The sequence below is a fragment of the Pseudooceanicola sp. NS-SX9 genome (assembly GCF_057380705.1).
Map to the genome: position 1 here is coordinate 83,522 of NZ_CM170818.1, position 15,744 is coordinate 99,265.

Annotated in this window: 14 protein-coding genes and 1 tRNA gene; 10 read left to right on the plus strand and 5 right to left on the minus strand. The window is 68.4% G+C overall.

The annotated features are described in order from the left end of the window. Positions 1 to 20: 20 nt before the first annotated feature. The 4 genes from AC2ITM_RS00400 (at position 21) to AC2ITM_RS00415 (ending at position 3,863) form a co-directional block, all read left to right on the plus strand. Complete coding sequence (locus AC2ITM_RS00400) at positions 21 to 734, plus strand: uroporphyrinogen-III synthase (protein WP_486467865.1); 714 nt, start codon at positions 21 to 23, stop codon at positions 732 to 734. A 50-nt stretch (positions 735 to 784) separates the two neighbouring features. Further along, positions 785 to 2,137 carry a COG4223 family protein gene (locus tag AC2ITM_RS00405; RefSeq protein ID WP_486467866.1) on the plus strand — a complete coding sequence of 451 codons (1,353 nt, stop codon included), beginning with the start codon at positions 785 to 787 and terminating at the stop codon, positions 2,135 to 2,137. Positions 2,138 to 2,147: 10 nt separating this feature from the next. After that, positions 2,148 to 3,704 carry a heme biosynthesis HemY N-terminal domain-containing protein gene (locus tag AC2ITM_RS00410; RefSeq protein ID WP_486467867.1) on the plus strand — a complete coding sequence of 519 codons (1,557 nt, stop codon included), beginning with the start codon at positions 2,148 to 2,150 and terminating at the stop codon, positions 3,702 to 3,704. Positions 3,705 to 3,787: 83 nt separating this feature from the next. Next, a tRNA-Thr gene (locus tag AC2ITM_RS00415) sits at positions 3,788 to 3,863 on the plus strand. A 135-nt stretch (positions 3,864 to 3,998) separates the two neighbouring features. Here AC2ITM_RS00415 and AC2ITM_RS00420 read toward each other — a convergent pair. Further along, positions 3,999 to 4,865 carry a 3-hydroxyacyl-CoA dehydrogenase family protein gene (locus AC2ITM_RS00420; protein WP_486467868.1) on the minus strand — a complete coding sequence of 289 codons (867 nt, stop codon included), beginning with the start codon at positions 4,863 to 4,865 and terminating at the stop codon, positions 3,999 to 4,001. Positions 4,866 to 5,135: 270 nt separating this feature from the next. Here AC2ITM_RS00420 and AC2ITM_RS00425 point away from each other — a divergent pair, with 270 nt between their 5' ends. Then, positions 5,136 to 6,164, plus strand: coding sequence for a class I SAM-dependent methyltransferase (locus AC2ITM_RS00425; RefSeq protein ID WP_486469456.1), 1,029 nt, complete (start codon positions 5,136 to 5,138; stop codon positions 6,162 to 6,164). On the opposite strand, the gene AC2ITM_RS00430 is transcribed toward AC2ITM_RS00425, so the two are convergent. The 3 genes from AC2ITM_RS00430 to AC2ITM_RS00440 form a co-directional block, all read right to left on the minus strand. Further along, positions 6,161 to 6,853, minus strand: a complete 693-nt coding sequence (locus tag AC2ITM_RS00430; RefSeq protein WP_486467869.1) for a DUF2076 domain-containing protein — start codon at positions 6,851 to 6,853, stop codon at positions 6,161 to 6,163. The two genes, AC2ITM_RS00425 and AC2ITM_RS00430, sit on opposite strands and share 4 nt — an antisense overlap. A 161-nt stretch (positions 6,854 to 7,014) precedes the next feature. Continuing rightward, positions 7,015 to 8,238, minus strand: coding sequence for a D-alanyl-D-alanine carboxypeptidase family protein (locus AC2ITM_RS00435; RefSeq protein WP_486467870.1), 1,224 nt, complete (start codon positions 8,236 to 8,238; stop codon positions 7,015 to 7,017). Between the two features lie 167 nt (positions 8,239 to 8,405). Further along, a complete protein-coding gene (locus AC2ITM_RS00440) occupies positions 8,406 to 9,629 on the minus strand; it encodes a D-alanyl-D-alanine carboxypeptidase family protein (RefSeq protein WP_486467871.1) in 1,224 nt (407 codons plus the stop codon). Between the two features lie 399 nt (positions 9,630 to 10,028). Here AC2ITM_RS00440 and AC2ITM_RS00445 point away from each other — a divergent pair, with 399 nt between their 5' ends. Next, positions 10,029 to 11,234: an aminotransferase-like domain-containing protein gene (locus AC2ITM_RS00445; protein ID WP_486467872.1), complete on the plus strand. Its 1,206-nt coding sequence runs from the start codon at positions 10,029 to 10,031 to the stop codon at positions 11,232 to 11,234. Between the two features lie 4 nt (positions 11,235 to 11,238). Here AC2ITM_RS00445 and AC2ITM_RS00450 read toward each other — a convergent pair whose 3' ends face one another. Next, positions 11,239 to 12,087: a LysR family transcriptional regulator gene (locus AC2ITM_RS00450; protein WP_486467873.1), complete on the minus strand. Its 849-nt coding sequence runs from the start codon at positions 12,085 to 12,087 to the stop codon at positions 11,239 to 11,241. A gap of 88 nt (positions 12,088 to 12,175) precedes the next feature. Between AC2ITM_RS00450 and AC2ITM_RS00455 the strand changes: the two genes are divergently transcribed. The 4 genes from AC2ITM_RS00455 to AC2ITM_RS00470 all read left to right on the plus strand — a co-directional run bounded on the left by AC2ITM_RS00455 (position 12,176) and on the right by AC2ITM_RS00470 (position 15,730). Then, positions 12,176 to 13,159: a bile acid:sodium symporter family protein gene (locus tag AC2ITM_RS00455; protein WP_486467874.1), complete on the plus strand. Its 984-nt coding sequence runs from the start codon at positions 12,176 to 12,178 to the stop codon at positions 13,157 to 13,159. A gap of 287 nt (positions 13,160 to 13,446) precedes the next feature. Beyond that, on the plus strand, positions 13,447 to 14,244 hold the full coding sequence (locus AC2ITM_RS00460) for an undecaprenyl-diphosphate phosphatase (RefSeq protein ID WP_486467875.1): 798 nt from the start codon (positions 13,447 to 13,449) through the stop codon (positions 14,242 to 14,244). A gap of 173 nt (positions 14,245 to 14,417) precedes the next feature. Next, complete coding sequence (locus AC2ITM_RS00465) at positions 14,418 to 14,813, plus strand: DUF1761 domain-containing protein (protein WP_486467876.1); 396 nt, start codon at positions 14,418 to 14,420, stop codon at positions 14,811 to 14,813. 479 nt (positions 14,814 to 15,292) lie between these two features. Next, positions 15,293 to 15,730 (plus strand): universal stress protein, encoded by a 438-nt coding sequence (locus AC2ITM_RS00470; protein ID WP_486467877.1) that lies wholly within the window; start codon positions 15,293 to 15,295, stop codon positions 15,728 to 15,730. Positions 15,731 to 15,744: the final 14 nt, after the last annotated feature.

The window sequence follows — 15,744 nt, forward strand, 5'->3', positions numbered from 1 at the left end:
CGCCCGGGACGGAGGAGACCATGGCCCCGATCGTGCTGATCACCCGGCCCCAGGCCGACGGCCCCGCGCTGGCCGATCAGCTGGCGCCGGGGCTGCGTGTGGTCTTCAGCCCGCTGATGCGGATGGAACCCCTGCCGCTGCCGCAGTTGCCGCCGGGGGCGGATCTGATCATTACCTCGCGCAACGGGGTGCGGGCGGTCGCCGGGCAGATCCCGCCGGGCACGCAGGCCTGGTGCGTGGGCCGCGCCACCGCCCAGGCGGCGCAGGCGGCGGGCGCGCGGGTCCGCGACGCGGGCGGCGATGCCGAGGCGCTGTTCCGCCTGATCCGCGACCAGCGCCCCCAAGGCCCCCTTGTGCACCTGCGCGGCACCGAGCAGCGCGGCGATCTGGCCGCGCGCCTTTCTGCCGCCGGATTGGACGCACGGGAAGTTGTCGTCTACCGTCAGCGCTCTCAGGCCTTCACGGATGAGGCCCGCGGCATTATGTCGGGGTCACAACCCGTTGTCGCGCCGATTTATTCCCCGCGGACCGGGCGGTTGTTCGCCGAAGGGTGGCAGGGGGACGCGCCCCTTCTGCTTGCGGTGATCAGCCCGGCGGTCGAGGCGGCGCTCAACGGTTTGAAAAGGTTTCGGCTTTGCCATGCCGCCCATCCGGACGGCGTTTCCATGGTGGCCGCGACCAATGGACTTATCGCCGCGGCGCGCCAGCTTGAGGCACGGGGACCCTGTGACTAAGCTGCTGGCGCGCTGTGTCGCAATTATTGGAATCGAAAAGGGATTGATCGGTGGCCGACAAGCAGGACGACGACAAGACAAAGGCCAGCCCGCAGGCGCAGGCACCGGCAGAGACCAAGATGCCGGACCCCACGACAGCCACGGACCCGGCCGCCGCGCCTGATCTGAGCGACACCGCGACGGACACCGCCGCCGCCAAGACCCCTGACGAGGCCGAGGACGCCCCGAAAGCGGCCGAAACGGCGCCCTCTGATCCGGCCGCCCCCGCTGAGGCGGCGGAAGAGGCCCCAGAACCCGCCGCACCGGACACCCCCCCGCAACAGGACGACACCCCCTTCGAAGCCGAGGCCGGCGATTCCCCCGAGGCCCCCGCCACGCTCGGGGCTGCGGACCTCGAGGCGCCGGAACACGATCCCCGCGACGATGACGAAGCGGCCGCTGTTCCCCCGACCCCGGAACCCGCGCCGCAACCGATGCCCCAGCCTGAACCGCAGCAGGTGATCGTGCGCCGCGGCGGCTTTTTCCCGGCCCTTCTGGGCGGCGTCATCGCTGCGGGCCTGGGCTTTGGCGGCGCCATCTGGCTGTATCCGCAGGGCGCGCCCTTCCTGCAGACCGGCCCCTCGGTGCAGGATCAGCTGGCCCAACAGCAGAAGGCGCTGTCGGATCTGACGGCGCAGGTGTCGGGCGATACGCTGTCCAAGCTCAGCGCGTCGGTGGCGGATCTGGGCAGCCAGGTCAGTGATCTGTCGGCCCGCGTCAGCAAGCTGGAAAGCGCCCCCGGCGCCGGTGCCGCCGATGCGGCCGCCGCCTACAAGGCGCAGATCGCCCAGATGCAGCAGACGATGGACGCCCAGAAGGCTCAGGTCCAGTCGATGATCGACCAGGCCCAGAAGGCCAAGACCGACGCCGCCACCACCGAACGCGAAACCGCGATCCGCGCCGCGCTGTCGCAGCTGGAGGGGGCGCTGGAATCCGGCAAGCCCTTTGCCGACACGCTGTCCAGCCTGTCAGATCTGGGCGTGGACGTGCCCGCCGCCCTCTCGAGCTATGCCGACAAGGGGATCTCGACCATGGCCAGCCTGCGCGAGGGCTTCCCCGACGCCGCCCGCGACGCGCTTGCCGCCTCGCGCGAGGGCGAGGGCTTTACCGGCAATATCGGCGGTTTCCTGAAGGACCAGCTGGGCGTACGCTCGCTGAAGCCGCAGACCGGTGACAGCCCCGACGCCATCCTGTCGCGCGCCGAGGCCGACCTGAAGGCCGGCAAGCTGAAAGAGGCGCTCGCCGAACTCGATGCCCTGCCCGAAAAGGCGCAAACCCAGATGCAGGACTGGCGCGCCCTCGCCGATGCCCGCGCCAACGCCCTTGCCGCCGCCGACAAGATCTCGGCCGACAATCTGAACTGAGGAACCCCGGATGCTCTGGTCGCTCATCAAAATCGTCGTCTTCGTCCTGATCGTGGCTGCCGCCGCGCTTGGTGCCAGCTACCTGCTCGAACTGGACGGCGGGGTCCGCATCGCCTTCGGGGCCTATGAATTCAACCTGACGCCCATCAAGTCGGTCATCGCGCTTCTGGTGCTGGTGCTGGCGATCTGGATCGTCATCAAACTGGCGGGCCTGCTGGTCGCCACGCTGCGCTTCATCAATGGCGACGAAACCGCCATGTCGCGCTATTTCCACCGCTCGCGCGAACGCAAGGGCTTTGAGGCGCTGTCGGAAGGCATGATGGCGCTGGCCTCGGGCGAGGGTCGCCTGGCCATGCACAAGGCGGCGCGCGCCGAACGCTATCTGGCGCGGCCCGACCTGACCACCCTGCTGACCGCCCAGGCGGCCGAGATGTCGGGCGACACCCGCAAGGCTGAAGAAAGCTACAAGCGGCTGCTGAACAGCGACAAGACCCGTTTTGTCGGCGTCCGTGGCCTGATGAAGCAGAAGCTGGCCGAGGGCGACACCGAAACCGCGATGAAGCTGGCGGAAAAGGCCTTTGCGCTGAAGCCCCAGCATGTCGAGGTGCAGGATACCCTGCTGCGCCTGCAAGCGGGTGCCGGCGAATGGAAGGGCGCGCGCGACACGCTGAAGGCCAAGCTGCGCCACGGCGCCCTGCCCCGCGATGTCCACAAGCGCCGCGATGCCGTGCTGGCGCTGTCGGAAGCCAAGGCGGTGATCGCCGAGGACAGCTCGATCGAGGCGCGCGAAGCGGCGATCGAGGCCAACAAGCTGTCGCCCGACCTGATCCCCGCCGCAGTCTTCGCCGCCCGCGCCTACATGGAGGACGGCAAGCCCAAATACGCCGCCCGCGTGCTGAAGAAGGCCTGGGAGGCCTCTCCGCATCCCGATCTGGCCGCCGCCTTCGCCGCGATCGAACCCGACGAGACGCCGGCCGCCCGCGTCAAGCGTTTCGTCACGCTGACCCGCCTGCATCCCGAATCCCGCGAGACCCGCCTGCTGCAGGCCGAGCTGCTGCTGGCCGCCGAGGACTTCCCCGCCGCGCGCCGCGCGATGGGCAGCCTGGCGCTGGAGAAACCCGATGCCCGTGCGCTGACCATCATGGCGGCGATCGAGCGCGGCGAGGGGTCTTCGGACGAAGTGGTGCGGGGCTGGCTGGCCCGGGCCGTGACCGCCCCGCGCGGTCCGCAATGGGCCTGCGAGAACTGCAACCACATCCACGCCGAATGGCAGCCCGTCTGCGAGAACTGCGGTGCCTTCGACACCCTGGCCTGGAAAGATGTTCCCACCAGCGAATCGCAATCGGCGATGACACAGCAGATGCTGCCGCTGATCGTCGGCCGTCTGGAGGAACAGCTGCCGCGCGGCCCCGTCCAGGCGCCCGTGCACAGCCCGGCGCCCGCCAGCGACACCTCGGCCCCCGTGGCCCCCGAAGCCCCGGCCGAGCCCCAGGACACCCCCGTCCCCGACGCCGAGGTCCTGCCCCCCGAAGAAAGCGACGTTTCCGCGCAAGCTGCGCGAAAATAACCCTTTCGCAGCCGGGGCAGCGATGCTATAGCCCCGCCACCAGCGCCCCGATGGACCTTCCCTCGGGGCGCTGACACGGAAGTGCCGGTGTAGCTCAGCTGGTAGAGCACGTCATTCGTAATGATGGGGTCGGGGGTTCGAGTCCCTTCACCGGCACCACTTCCACCCCCCAGACATCCTCCCCCGGACATTCGATTTTCCCGCGACGCAGGCCGCCTTGCGCCTTCGATTGGCCGTCCCGACCCGGGCGCGGGCATCCGGGAAGATCCCTCTTCCCGGACATTGCGCGCGGCCTTAGCGGCGGTAGTCGTCGTAGAAGCCCCGCCCGGATTTCACCCCCAGACGCCCCTCGGCGATGTAGCGCTTCAGCAGGTCGCGGATCGTGACCGGCAGGTGTCCGCGCTCGGCCTCGTAATGCTCTTCGATGGCCAGCACGACATCCAGACCCACGCTGTCCATCAGACGGAACGGCCCCAGCGGCGCGCCCGTGGCCTGACAGAAGATCGCGTCGATCTCGGCCGGGCCCGAGACCCCCTCGGCCAGCACCATCAGCGCCTCGCGCTTGATGGCGGCCCAGATGCGGTTGAAGATGAAGCCCACGCTTTCCGCCTGCGCGACATAGGGCGTCAGGCCGTAGCGCGGCAGAAGGGCGGCCAGCCCCTGCAGGATCGCCGGATCGGTCTGGCCATTGCCCATCAGCTCGACCGGGCGGATCGCCGGGGGCATCAGGAAATGGGTGTTCAGCACCCGCCCGGGATGCGCCAGGTGATCCGAGAACAGCCGCGACGGATAGGAGGACGAGTTGCTGGCCAGCACCACATGGGGCGGCAGCAGCGCATCAAGCCGGGCAAAGACCTGACGCTTCAGGGCCAGGTTTTCCGGGACCGCCTCGGTCACCAGCCAGACACCGGCTGTGGCCTGCTCCAGATCGTCGCTTGCCACGAGGCGCCCGGCCGAGGCGCCGGGCAGGCTGGCAACCAGCCCCGGCAGCTGCGCCTGCGCCCAGTCGGCACCGGCCTTTGCGGCGGCAAGATCGGTGTCGAAAAGGCGGATCTCGGCGCCGCGGGTGGCGTACATCAGCGCGATGCGGCGGCCCAGGGTGCCGGCGCCCAGCACCGCCATCGGCAGGCTGTCGATGCGGGTCTCGTCGAGAAGAGTCATGAAAGGTCCTTTGCGAAATGTCGTGGAAAATACGCGGCCAGCCATCCGACACGGGCGCCCGGAAGGCAAAGCCTTCTGCCGGGTACCGGTGATTTCCGCGCCGGGCGTGGCCGGACGACACTGCGGAAAGCGCGGCTTTACCGGATCTTATCCAGCCGCCCGCTAAGCAGTCCCCGACCATGCCCTTAGAAAGAGGACACCTGCACCGTGGCACATGACCCCGCGCTGAGCCTGCTTCCCGATATTGCCCCGCGCCCCGATCCCGACCGGATGGCGGCGCGACAGGCGGACCTGCTGGTCCAGCAGGCCAAGGCCCAGGATCTGACCGATGGCGGGCTGGCCACCGACCAGCTGCTGACCCGGGCCCTGACACTGGCGCCGCACCACCACGAGGCGCAGGTCCTGCGCGAAAGGCTGTACCAGATGTGCGTGCCACGCTGGCATTTCCCGATGATGGCCGACCGGGCGCGCAATCGGGCCTATGCCCGGGCGATCGCGGCCAAGGTGCGCCCCGGCGACGTGGTGCTGGACATCGGCTGTGGCGCCGGGCTGACGGCGATGCTGGCCGCCCGCGCCGGGGCCCGCCATGTCTATACCTGTGAACAGCAGCCGCTGATCGCCCGCGCCGCCACCCGCGTCATCGCCGAAAACGGCCTGTCGGACCGCATCACCGTGCTGCCGAAGATGTCGCATCAGCTGCAGATCGGCCTCGACCTGCCGGAACCCGCCAATGTGGTGATCTCGGAAATCGTCGACACGGTGCTGCTGGGGGAAGGGGCGCTGGCGACGCTGGTCGATGCGATGCACCGGCTGGCCCGCCCCGGCGCCCGCACCGTGCCCGAACGGGGCCGCCTGCTGGCGCAGCCGGTGGAAAGCGACGGTCTGATGCAGCTGTGGCGCCCGGCGCAGGCCGAGGGGTTCGGCCTGCAGGCCTTCCACGCCTTCGCCTCGGTCGCGCGGGTCACGCCCAATGACCTGGGCCAGTGCGGCATGAAGGTTCTGGGCCCGGCAGTGCCGCTGTTCGACTTCGATTTCGCCCGGCCGGACCTGCGCGCGGGCCATGCGGTGCGCGATCTGCCCTGCGACCGGACCGGCACGGTCCATGCCGTTCTGGCCTTCTTCGAGATGCAGCTGGCCCCGGGGCTGAGCCTTGATAACGGGGTGGACAGCGCCGGGCACTGGGGCCGCACGGCGTTTCTGCTGCAGCATCCCCTTGCCGCCGCCCCCGGCCGCAGCCTGCGGATCACGGCACAGCACGACGCGGCCCAGCTGAGCCTCGCCGTGCATCCGCAGGATTAGACCCAGTCGTCGCTGTCGTCGAAGCCGCCCGCCGGATCGTCAAAGCCCGCCGTGTCGAAACCGGTGTTGTCGAACTGCGGGTCCTGCCCGGCAAAGCCCGCGGAACGGTCGTCGATGACCTCGCGATCAACGATGACTTCCTCGGGGCCGCCACCGAAACCGCCGAAGCCGCTGCCGTGGTGGCTGAACATGTTGCTGACCATCTCTCCCAGCATCACGCCGCCCGCGACGCCAAGCGCGGTCTGCGCGGCGCCGCCCAGAAAGCTGCGCTGCTGCGGCTGGGCGGCCTGGGGCTGGGCCCAGCCGGTCTGGGGCTGGGGCTGCGACCAGCCGCTTTGGGCGGGGGCATTGCGCGACACGCTGGGCACGGCGCCATAACCGCGCGCCGGGGCCTCGTCGCGGGTGCCGCCACCGAAGAGACCCGACAGGAAGGAGCCGCTGCCGCGGGTTTCGGGCTGACGCTGGGCGGCCAGCGCGTCCTCGGCCTGGCGCAGGCGCTGCTCGGCCTCCTTCAGGGCATGTTCCTGGGTGATCACGGTCTGCGCGAGGTAATAGAGCGCCCCGGGCTGGCGCGCCGCCAGATCCGAGATGAACCGCTCGGCCTCGGCATCGCGGCCGGGGAAGCGGCGCTCGACCTCGGCCAGCTTGTCGAACAGATTGCGGATGGCGCTCTTGTCGTTGGTGTCCATGTCACTCTCCTTGCGGCCGGGCCCCGGGGGGATACGGCCTTTGTGCACATCTATGCACGGCAGGCAGAGTTCAAAGGGGCGGCGCGGCACACATTTGCGAGACCCGCCCCCCCGGGGCCCAAAGGGGCAGAGCAAACGCGCCCCGCCCCCGAGGCCGTGCCTCAGAGCTTGGCGCGCAGGCCGCGCATCAGCCGGGTGACCAGGCCCGCGGGCTGGGTATCCGACAGGGTGACGGCCGGGACGGTGGCCAGCACGTCGCCGCCCGCATCATAGGTGATGGTGCCGACCTGGGTGCCCTTGGGCAGCGCGGCGGGCAGGCTGTCGTCCAGATGCAGCGTCGGATGCAGCGCCTGCACCGCGCTGGTGGGCACGGTCAGCGTCAGGTCCTGTGCCGGCCCCACCGGGATCACCGCCGGATCCATCCGGCCGTCGGTCAGCTGGCCCACGGTCTGGCCGGCGGTCGCAGCCTTGGCGTTGGTAAAGTAGTAATAGCCGTAATCCAGCAGGCTTTCGCTGGCATCCGTCCCCTTGGTCCAGTTCGGTGCGCCCATCTCGACCGCGATCAGGCGGCGGCCGTCGCGCAGGGCGGTGGCGGCAATGCAATGGCCCGCCGCATCGGTCAGGCCGGTCTTCAGCCCGTCCACCGTCGGATCCTTGAACAGCACCGGGTTCCAGCTGCGCTGCGTGATCCCGGCGAAGGTGTATTCCTTCGCGGCCGAGATCTGCAGCACCTGCGGATAATCCCGGATCAGCGCCTGCGACAGCTTTGCCACGTCCAGCGCGGTGGTGTGCAGATCCGGGTCCGGCAGGCCCGAGACGTTGGTGTAATGCGTGTCCTTCAGCCCCAGCCGCGCGGCCATGGCGTTCATCGCCATGACGAAATCGTCCTGCGATCCGCCGATCATCTCGGCCAGGGCGGTGGCGGCATCGTTGCCGGACTGGATGATCAGCCCGTGCAGCAGCTGGTCCACCGTCACCGTCGTGTTGGGCGTCAGGAACATGCGCGAGCCGCCGGCCTTCCAGGCCGCCGTGCTGACCGGCACCACCTGATCGGGGCGCAGCACGCCACGGGCCAGCGCATCATAGGTCAGGTAGGCGGTCATCAGCTTGGTCAGGCTGGCGGGCGCGCGCAGCTGACCAGGGTCCTTTTGGGCCAGCACGATGCCGCTGTCGGCATCGATCACCACGTAGCTGGCGACATCGGGCAAGAGCGGCGGCTGCGGCACGCCGGCGCTGGCGAAGGGGGTCTGCTGCGGCGCGGCCGCGACTGCGGCAGGCAGGGCGGCGGCGTCATCCGCCCGCACCTGAGTCTCCTGGCAGGCGCCCAGCAGAACAAGCCCGCCGATCAGGACGGGAACGGAAAGACGGTTCGAGGTACGTGGCATGGGAAGCTCGGGGCCCTTGCAGAAGGAACTGGACGCAAATCGCCACCGCGCGGTGGCGTGGCACAGCCATACGCGGGCGGCGCGGCGACGGGAAGCCACCGCGACACGCCTTTTCCCCTGCCGGGCGCAGTTATCCGCGCGTTTCCCCACGCGCCTGCGATGGGCGGTCAGAAACCGGCATGGACGTGGCGCATCATCCGCGTCCACAGCCCCGCGGGCTTGGCCGCCGCCAGCGTCACCGCCGGCACGCTGGCCAGCGCCGTGCCGTTCACCGCATAGGCGATGGTGCCAACCTCGGCGCCGACGGGCAGCGTATCGGGCAGGTCGGTTTTCAGCGTCAGCGTCGTGGTCACGCCATCGGCCACCGCCGTCGGGATGGTCATCGCCAGATCACTGGCCGCGCCCACGGGCACTGTCTCGGGGTCGAGGCGCGGATCGTCCAGCTGGCCCACCTGGGTGCCGGCCTTGGCCAGGGTCTTGGTGACGAACTGGCTGTAGCCATAGGCCAGAAGGCTTTCGCTGGCGGCGGTGCCGGCGGTCCAGCTGGGGCCGCCCATCTCGACCGTGATCAGGCGGCGGCCGTCGCGCAGGGCGGTGGCGGCAATGCAATGGCCCGCCGCATCGGTCAGCCCGGTCTTCAGCCCGTCCACCGTCGGATCCTTGAACAGCACCGGGTTCCAGCTGCGCTGCGTGATCTTGCCGTAGGTATATTCCTTCTGCGCCGAGATCGTCAGGAAAGCGGGGAAGTCCCGGATGATCGCCCGCGACAGCTTCGCCACATCAAGCGCGGTGGTGTAAAGCTGCGGATCCGGCAGCCCCGAGACATTGGCGTAATGGGTGCCGGTCAGCCCCAGCCGGGTGGCCTCGGCATTCATCTGGGCGACGAAAGACTCCTGGGTGCCACCGATCATCTCGGCCAGGGCGGTGGCAGCGTCGTTGCCGGAATCGATGATCAGCCCGTGCAGCAGCTGGTCCACCGTCACGACCGAGCTCGGCTCGATGAACATCCGCGAGCCGCCGGCCTTCCAGGCGGCGGTGCTGACCGGCACCGTCTGATCGGCGCTGAGGGTGCCGCGCGACATCGCCTGATAGGTCAGATAGGCGGTCATCAGCTTGGTCAGGCTGGCGGGAGCACGCGACAGGTTCGGTGCCTTCTGGGCCAGGATGTCTCCGGTCTGGGCATCCATAACGACATAGCTGGCGACATCGGGCAACAGCGGCGGCTGCGGCGCGCCGGGCATCGTCTGGGGCTGGTCTGCCGGGGTCGCGGCAGCCGGCGGCGTCGCTGCATCCTGTGCCAGCACCGGCAGCCCCGCGCCCAGAAGGTTCAGCCCGGCAAGAAGGGCGACGGCAGAGAGGCGGGAGGTCGAACTGAGCATCGGGATGTACATGGTCCTTGCAGGCTGGGGGGTGTCTTTCGGGGGGCCGCACGGGCGCCCCTTGCGCGCGGACACTAGGCGGCATGGCCCGGCATCGCAATGAAGCCGCCGGAGCGGAAGCGATCACGATCCCGGCAGAGACCGCCCCGGCCCCCGGCAGGCACCGGTGGCAAAGACGATCCGGGGGCCAGGCGGGGCAAGGCGATCCGGGGTCATGCCCCGGGGCCAGGCCAGCGCCCCGGTCCGGGCCATCCCCGCCCCCTTCCCCGCCCCGCATCTGCAGATCATGCCACCCCGGTGTGCGATTTCTTGCATATGGGTAAGGATTGCAGCCCTAACCCGCGCGCAGTATGCCTGTGCGGCCGATCGCCCCGGGCGAGTCCGGCCGACGATTTCCCAGGAGTGATGACGATGGACTGGACCCAAGTACTGGCGCGGCGCGCAGGGCGGATGAAAGCTTCCGAGATCCGCGAGCTGCTGAAACTGCTGGATCAGCCCGACATCATCTCGTTCGCGGGTGGCGTGCCGGACCCGGCGCTGTTCCCGACCGCGGATTTCGCCGCTGCCATGGCCGAAACCATGACCGGCGCCGAGGGCGCCAGCGCGCTGCAATATTCGGTGTCGGAAGGCTACAAGCCGCTGCGCGAATGGCTGGCCGGCCGGATGGCGCTGATCGGCGTGCCCTGCTCGGCCGACAACATCTTCATCACCTCGGGCTCGCAGCAGGCGCTGGATTACCTGGGCAAGCTGCTGCTGACCCCCGAGGACACCGCGCTGGTGACCTGGCCCACCTACCTGGGCGCGCTTGGCGCCTTCAACGCCTACGAGCCCCGCTATGCGCCGCTTGACCCGATGGCCAACACCAGCCCGGCCGAAATCGCGGCCGAGGCCAAGGCTGCCGGTGGCGCGGTGAAATTCGCCTACCTGTCCGCCGACTTTGCCAACCCCACCGGCGAGACCCTGCCCCTGTCGGGCCGCGAAGCCCTGCTGGACCTGGCAGAAGAGCTGGATATTGCGGTCATCGAAGATGGCGCCTACCAGCAGTTGCGTTTTGACGGCGAGCCGATCGAACCGATCATGGCCCGTGACATCGCCCGCCATGGCGGCGACATCGAGAAGACCCGCACGATCTACTGCGGCTCGTTCTCGAAGACGCTGGCACCGGGCCTGCGGGTGGGCTGGGTCTGCGCCGCCTCGCCGGTGATCGAACGGCTGGTGCTGCTGAAACAGGCCGCCGACCTGCATTCCCCGACCCTGAGCCAGATCGCCACCGAGCGCGTCGCCAGCCGCATCTTCGACGACCACGTCGCCAAGATCCGCAGCACCTACATGGGCCGCCGCGACCGGATGCTGGCCGCGCTGGACCGCGAGATGCCCGAGGGCGTCACCTACACCCGTCCCGAAGGCGGCATGTTCATCTGGGTGACGCTGCCCGAAGACATCGACGCGGCCGATCTGCTGGCCCGTGCCGTCTCCGAACAGCGCGTGGCCTTCGTGCCGGGCGGCGCCTTCTTCCCCGACGGCTCGGGGCGCAACACGCTGCGTCTCAGCTATTCCTGCGCCACCGACGAACAGATCGACGAGGGCATCGCCCGCATCGCCCGCCTGCTCGACTGATCCGTCAGATCAGCGCACTGCCCTGCCCCCGGATCGCCGCGCTGAGCGCATCGGTGATCCGGGCATCGGCGCCGGGCCGTGCCACAAGGGTGAATTCCGTCATGCCAAGGTCGGGCAGCAGCCCGGCCGGCACCTCTTGCAGGCCCGCGATGTTCAGGCCCCGTGGCTGCACGAAAACCCCCAGACCCGCCCGCGCCGCCGCCGACAGGCCGCTGAGCGAACTGCAGGTGCAACTGATGCGCCAGGGCAGACCGGCGCCGTCCAGCGCCTGCAGCGCCACCTTGCGCGTCAGGCTGGGTGGCGGGAAGGCGATCAGCGGCAGCGGCCGCATCCGCGCCACCGCCTGCGGATCACGCGCCAGCCAGACCAGCGGCACCTCGGCCACCAGCGTGCCGCGCCCGCCCCCCGCCTGGCGCTTGGCCAGCACCAGGTCGACCTCTCCCTGATCAAGCTGGGCGAACAGGTCTTCGGACAGCGCCACCGTCAGTTCCAGATCCACGCCCGGGTGGCCTTGGGTGAACCGTTCCAGGATCGAGGGCAGCACCCCCGTCACCAGATCCTCGGACAAGCCAAAGCGGATCCGGCCGCGCAACGCCTCGGTGCGAAAGCGCGCCTCGATCGCCGCCGACAGCGCCAGCATCCGCCGCGCCTCGGGCAGCAGCGCCTCGCCCTCGGGGGTCAGCGACAGCTGGTGGGTATCGCGCCGCAGCACCCGCCGCCCCAGGTGATCCTCGAGGCGCTGCAGGTGCTGGCTGACCGTCGACTGCCCCAGCCCCAGCCGCGCGGCCGCACGGCTGAAGCTGCCGCAGTCATGAATGGTGACGAAGCTGCGCAGCTGGGTCAGATCAAGCATGTCTCATCCTGTTTCTGGATAACTGTTATAGTTTGAATCCGTTTTCACGAAAAGCCTATGCAGGAACACCATCACCCGGGAGTCCCCCATGTCCGCCCTTCTTGCCCGCCTTCGCCTGGAACCCTTCACCCTTGCACTGCTGTGCACGGTGCTGTTGGCCTCGGTTCTGCCAGCCCACGGCAGCTTTGCCCATGTCTTTGGCATCGCCACCGATCTGGCCATCGCGCTGCTGTTCTTCCTGCACGGCGCCCGCCTGGCCAGCAGCACGGTCCGCGCCGGCCTGCTGCACTGGCGCCTGCAGCTGATGATCTTTGCCACGACCTTCGCCGTTTTTCCGCTGATCGGACTGGGGCTGGGCCACCTGCTGAACGGCGTGCTGCCGCCCGGGCTGATGGCGGGGATGATCTACCTGTGCCTGCTGCCCTCGACGGTGCAAAGCTCGATCGCCTTCACCTCGATCGCGCGCGGCAACGTACCGGCGGCGATCTGCGCCGCCTCGCTGTCGAACATCGCCGGCGTCGCGATGACACCGCTGCTGGTCGGGCTGGTGATGTCGGTCTCGGGGCATGCCGCCATCCAGCCCTCGGCGATCTGGACGATCCTGCTGCAGCTTTTCGTGCCCTTCGTGCTGGGCCAGATCCTGCAGCCCTGGATCGGCAACTGGGTGCGTGCCCGCAAGAAACTGCTGATGCCCGTGGATCGGGGCTCGATCCTGATGGTGGTCTATTCCGCCTTCAGCGCCGCGGTGATCGGCGGCATCTGGCACGACTTCTCGCTGGCCGACATCGCCGTGGTTCTGGTCCTCGACGCGGTGGTGCTGGCCTGCATCCTGGTGCTGACCACCCGCGCCAGCCGCGCCCTGGGCTTTGACACCGAAGACGAGGTCGCCATCGTCTTCTGCGGTTCGAAGAAAAGCCTGGCCAGCGGCGTGCCGATGGCCAACGCGATCTTCCCGGCCACCGCAGTCGGCGCCATCGTCCTGCCGATCATGCTGTTTCACCAGATGCAGCTGATCGTCTGTTCGGTGCTGGCACAGCGCTACAGCCAGCGCAGACAGGCCGAAACTGCCTGAGGCCCGGGCATGAGGCATCACACATCCGCGTGATCGCCACCTGGCCCGGGCATCGTCAGCCTACAGCAAGCCGGGCCCGCTTGAAGGGTCCGGTCCCTGCGCCCGAAGTTTGCGCGTCTGCTGCCCCCTGCCGCGACCTTCCGCCCATCCCAGAGCGGCGATCCCGGCAGGACCGCACAGCACGGTAGCGGTCCGCTGCAGGCCCGTATACCACTAAGCCTGATCGAGAGCCGACCCTCCGGCTCCGACCTTTCATTCGATTTGAAGCACATAGGAAAGTAGCCTCCATGGATTTCATAAACGCCGCCCTCCTCGGAATCATCGAGGGGATCACGGAATTTCTGCCCATTTCCTCGACCGGGCACCTGATCATCGCGGAACACTGGCTGGGTGAACGCTCGGAACTCTTCAACGTCGTCATCCAGGCCGGCGCCATCCTGGCCGTCACGCTGATCTACTGGAAGCGCATCGTCAGCCTGCTGACCGGCTGGTCCGACCCCGAGGCCCGCGATTACCTGCAAAAGATCATCGTCGCCTTCGTCATCACCTGCGTGCTGGGCCTGATCGTCAAGAAGATGGGCTTCGAACTGCCGACCGAGATCCACCCGGTCGCCTGGGCCCTGGTCATTGGTGGCATCTGGATGCTGATCGCCGAGAGCATCGCCGGCCGCCTCTCTGACCGCACGAAGATCACCTGGACCGTCGCCATCGCGGTGGGCATCGCGCAGATCGTGGCAGGCGTCTTCCCCGGCACCTCGCGGTCGGCCACGACGATCTTCGTCGCCATGCTGCTGGGCACCTCGAACCGCCCCGCCGCGACCGAATTCGCCTTCCTCGTCGGCATCCCCACCATGTACGCCGCCTCGGGCTTCGAACTGCTGTCGCAGATCAAGGACGGCGGCATCGTGCACGAAGACTGGACGGCGCTGATCATCGCCGTGGTCTTCTCGACCATCACCGCCTTCATCGCGGTGAAATGGCTGCTGGGCTTCATCCAGACGCACCGCTTCACCTCCTTCGCGATCTACCGACTGATCTTCGGCGGCCTGCTGCTGGCCCTGGCCGGCGCCGGCATCGTCTCCTGATCCTGCCCGGGGGCGCGCGCCCTGCGCCCCCGGTTCCCCGTCATCTGACCACAAATACTCCGGGGGAGTCGGCCAAGGGCCGACGGGGGCAGCGCCCCCTTCCCGATGTTCTGCCTTGCAGCATAACACCCTAAGGTTGCACAATGATCCCACCGCACGCCCCGGAGGAGATCATGGCGATCACGGCTCTCATAACTGCATCCTGCACAGGCTTCGGCACAGGCCTTCTGTGGTACGGGCATTTCCGCCGCCAGTGGCGCCACGCCTCGGGCGTGCCCTGCAACCGCCAGGGACATCCGCGCAACGCCCAGGACACGCTGCCGCATTTCCTGTCCTATATCTCGGCGCTGCTGACGGCCGTTGTGCTGCAGCAGTTGATCGCCCTGACCCCGATCGACGGGCCCTGGCAGGGCGGCCTGACCGGGCTGCTGATGGGGCTGCTGCTGGTCACCCCCTGGATGGCCATGAACTACAGCCATGCCATGCGGCCCTGGCGGCTGACGCTGATCGACGGGGGCTATGCGGTGCTGGGTCCGGGCGTCATCGGCTTCGTGCTGGAACTGTTCTGATCCGCAGACATGCCAAGAACGGAGGGTCGGCCCTACCCGTTACCCTCCGCCACCCCGATGCTCCCACAGCACCAAACGTGATATCTTGAAAGGAACGGGCCTTCTGGGCCGTCTGTTCTTCTGATACCCGGTTTTCGCCTCTCCGGCAAATCTCCTTTAGCTACAATTCAAGGCAGTTGCGCCGCACCCCGGCGGCGCTGTCCTTTGGTCGCAAGCCCCCCTTCGCGATTTCGATTGACCCTGCGGGACAAAATCTCTTCTTAGCGCCGCAACCCGGATCGCCAGAGGGAGAGAAAGATCAATCAGACCGCGTTCGTAGCATCGGCTGCCGGACAGGGGTCGAAATGAAATGACAAAGGGGAAGCCTGCACGTCAGGCTCAGGACATGCGGCCAAGGCCGCTCACAGACGGGACCCGAACGCCGCCCCGAGGGGCAGAGCCACAACACCGGGACCGTCGCTTCTAGGGGAGTCACTTCAATGACGAAAGAGACAATCGTCGTTGCCTACGAGAGCAGCGACGACAGCAAAGGCGTACTCGCTTACGCCATCGACCGTGCCAGCAAGGCTGGCGCGGCCCTTCATATCGTGCACGTTCTGGAATGGTCGCCCTATTCCTTCCTGACGCCGCAGGAGATCGAGGAACGCCATTCCCGCCGCAAGCAGGAACTGGCGCGCGCCCAGCAGGCGATCCTGGACCCGGCCCTGGCGCAATGCGCCGCCGCCGGCGTCGAGGCCACCGCCGAAATCCGCTATGGCCAGGTGGTCGAGCTGATCCTCGAGGCCGCCAAAGCCAAATCCGCCGCGATGATCTGCGTCGGGCGATCGGGCAGCAATTCCATGGCCAGCCGGGTGTTCGGCTCGGTTCCGCTGGGGCTGGCGCAGGTCGCCCCCGTTCCCACCGTGATCGTTCCCTGAACGCAGAGGCCTTT

Coding starts and splice junctions, on each gene's coding strand:
- AC2ITM_RS00460 (WP_486467875.1), top strand. CDS start 13,447: ATGGATTTCATAAACGCCGCCCTCCTCGGAATCATCGAGGGGATCACG.
- AC2ITM_RS00435 (WP_486467870.1), bottom strand. CDS start 8,238: ATGCCACGTACCTCGAACCGTCTTTCCGTTCCCGTCCTGATCGGCGGG.
- AC2ITM_RS00465 (WP_486467876.1), top strand. CDS start 14,418: ATGGCGATCACGGCTCTCATAACTGCATCCTGCACAGGCTTCGGCACA.
- AC2ITM_RS00420 (WP_486467868.1), bottom strand. CDS start 4,865: ATGACTCTTCTCGACGAGACCCGCATCGACAGCCTGCCGATGGCGGTG.
- AC2ITM_RS00425 (WP_486469456.1), top strand. CDS start 5,136: ATGGCGGCGCGACAGGCGGACCTGCTGGTCCAGCAGGCCAAGGCCCAG.
- AC2ITM_RS00455 (WP_486467874.1), top strand. CDS start 12,176: ATGTCCGCCCTTCTTGCCCGCCTTCGCCTGGAACCCTTCACCCTTGCA.
- AC2ITM_RS00440 (WP_486467871.1), bottom strand. CDS start 9,629: ATGTACATCCCGATGCTCAGTTCGACCTCCCGCCTCTCTGCCGTCGCC.
- AC2ITM_RS00410 (WP_486467867.1), top strand. CDS start 2,148: ATGCTCTGGTCGCTCATCAAAATCGTCGTCTTCGTCCTGATCGTGGCT.
- AC2ITM_RS00470 (WP_486467877.1), top strand. CDS start 15,293: ATGACGAAAGAGACAATCGTCGTTGCCTACGAGAGCAGCGACGACAGC.
- AC2ITM_RS00450 (WP_486467873.1), bottom strand. CDS start 12,087: ATGCTTGATCTGACCCAGCTGCGCAGCTTCGTCACCATTCATGACTGC.
- AC2ITM_RS00445 (WP_486467872.1), top strand. CDS start 10,029: ATGGACTGGACCCAAGTACTGGCGCGGCGCGCAGGGCGGATGAAAGCT.
- AC2ITM_RS00430 (WP_486467869.1), bottom strand. CDS start 6,853: ATGGACACCAACGACAAGAGCGCCATCCGCAATCTGTTCGACAAGCTG.
- AC2ITM_RS00400 (WP_486467865.1), top strand. CDS start 21: ATGGCCCCGATCGTGCTGATCACCCGGCCCCAGGCCGACGGCCCCGCG.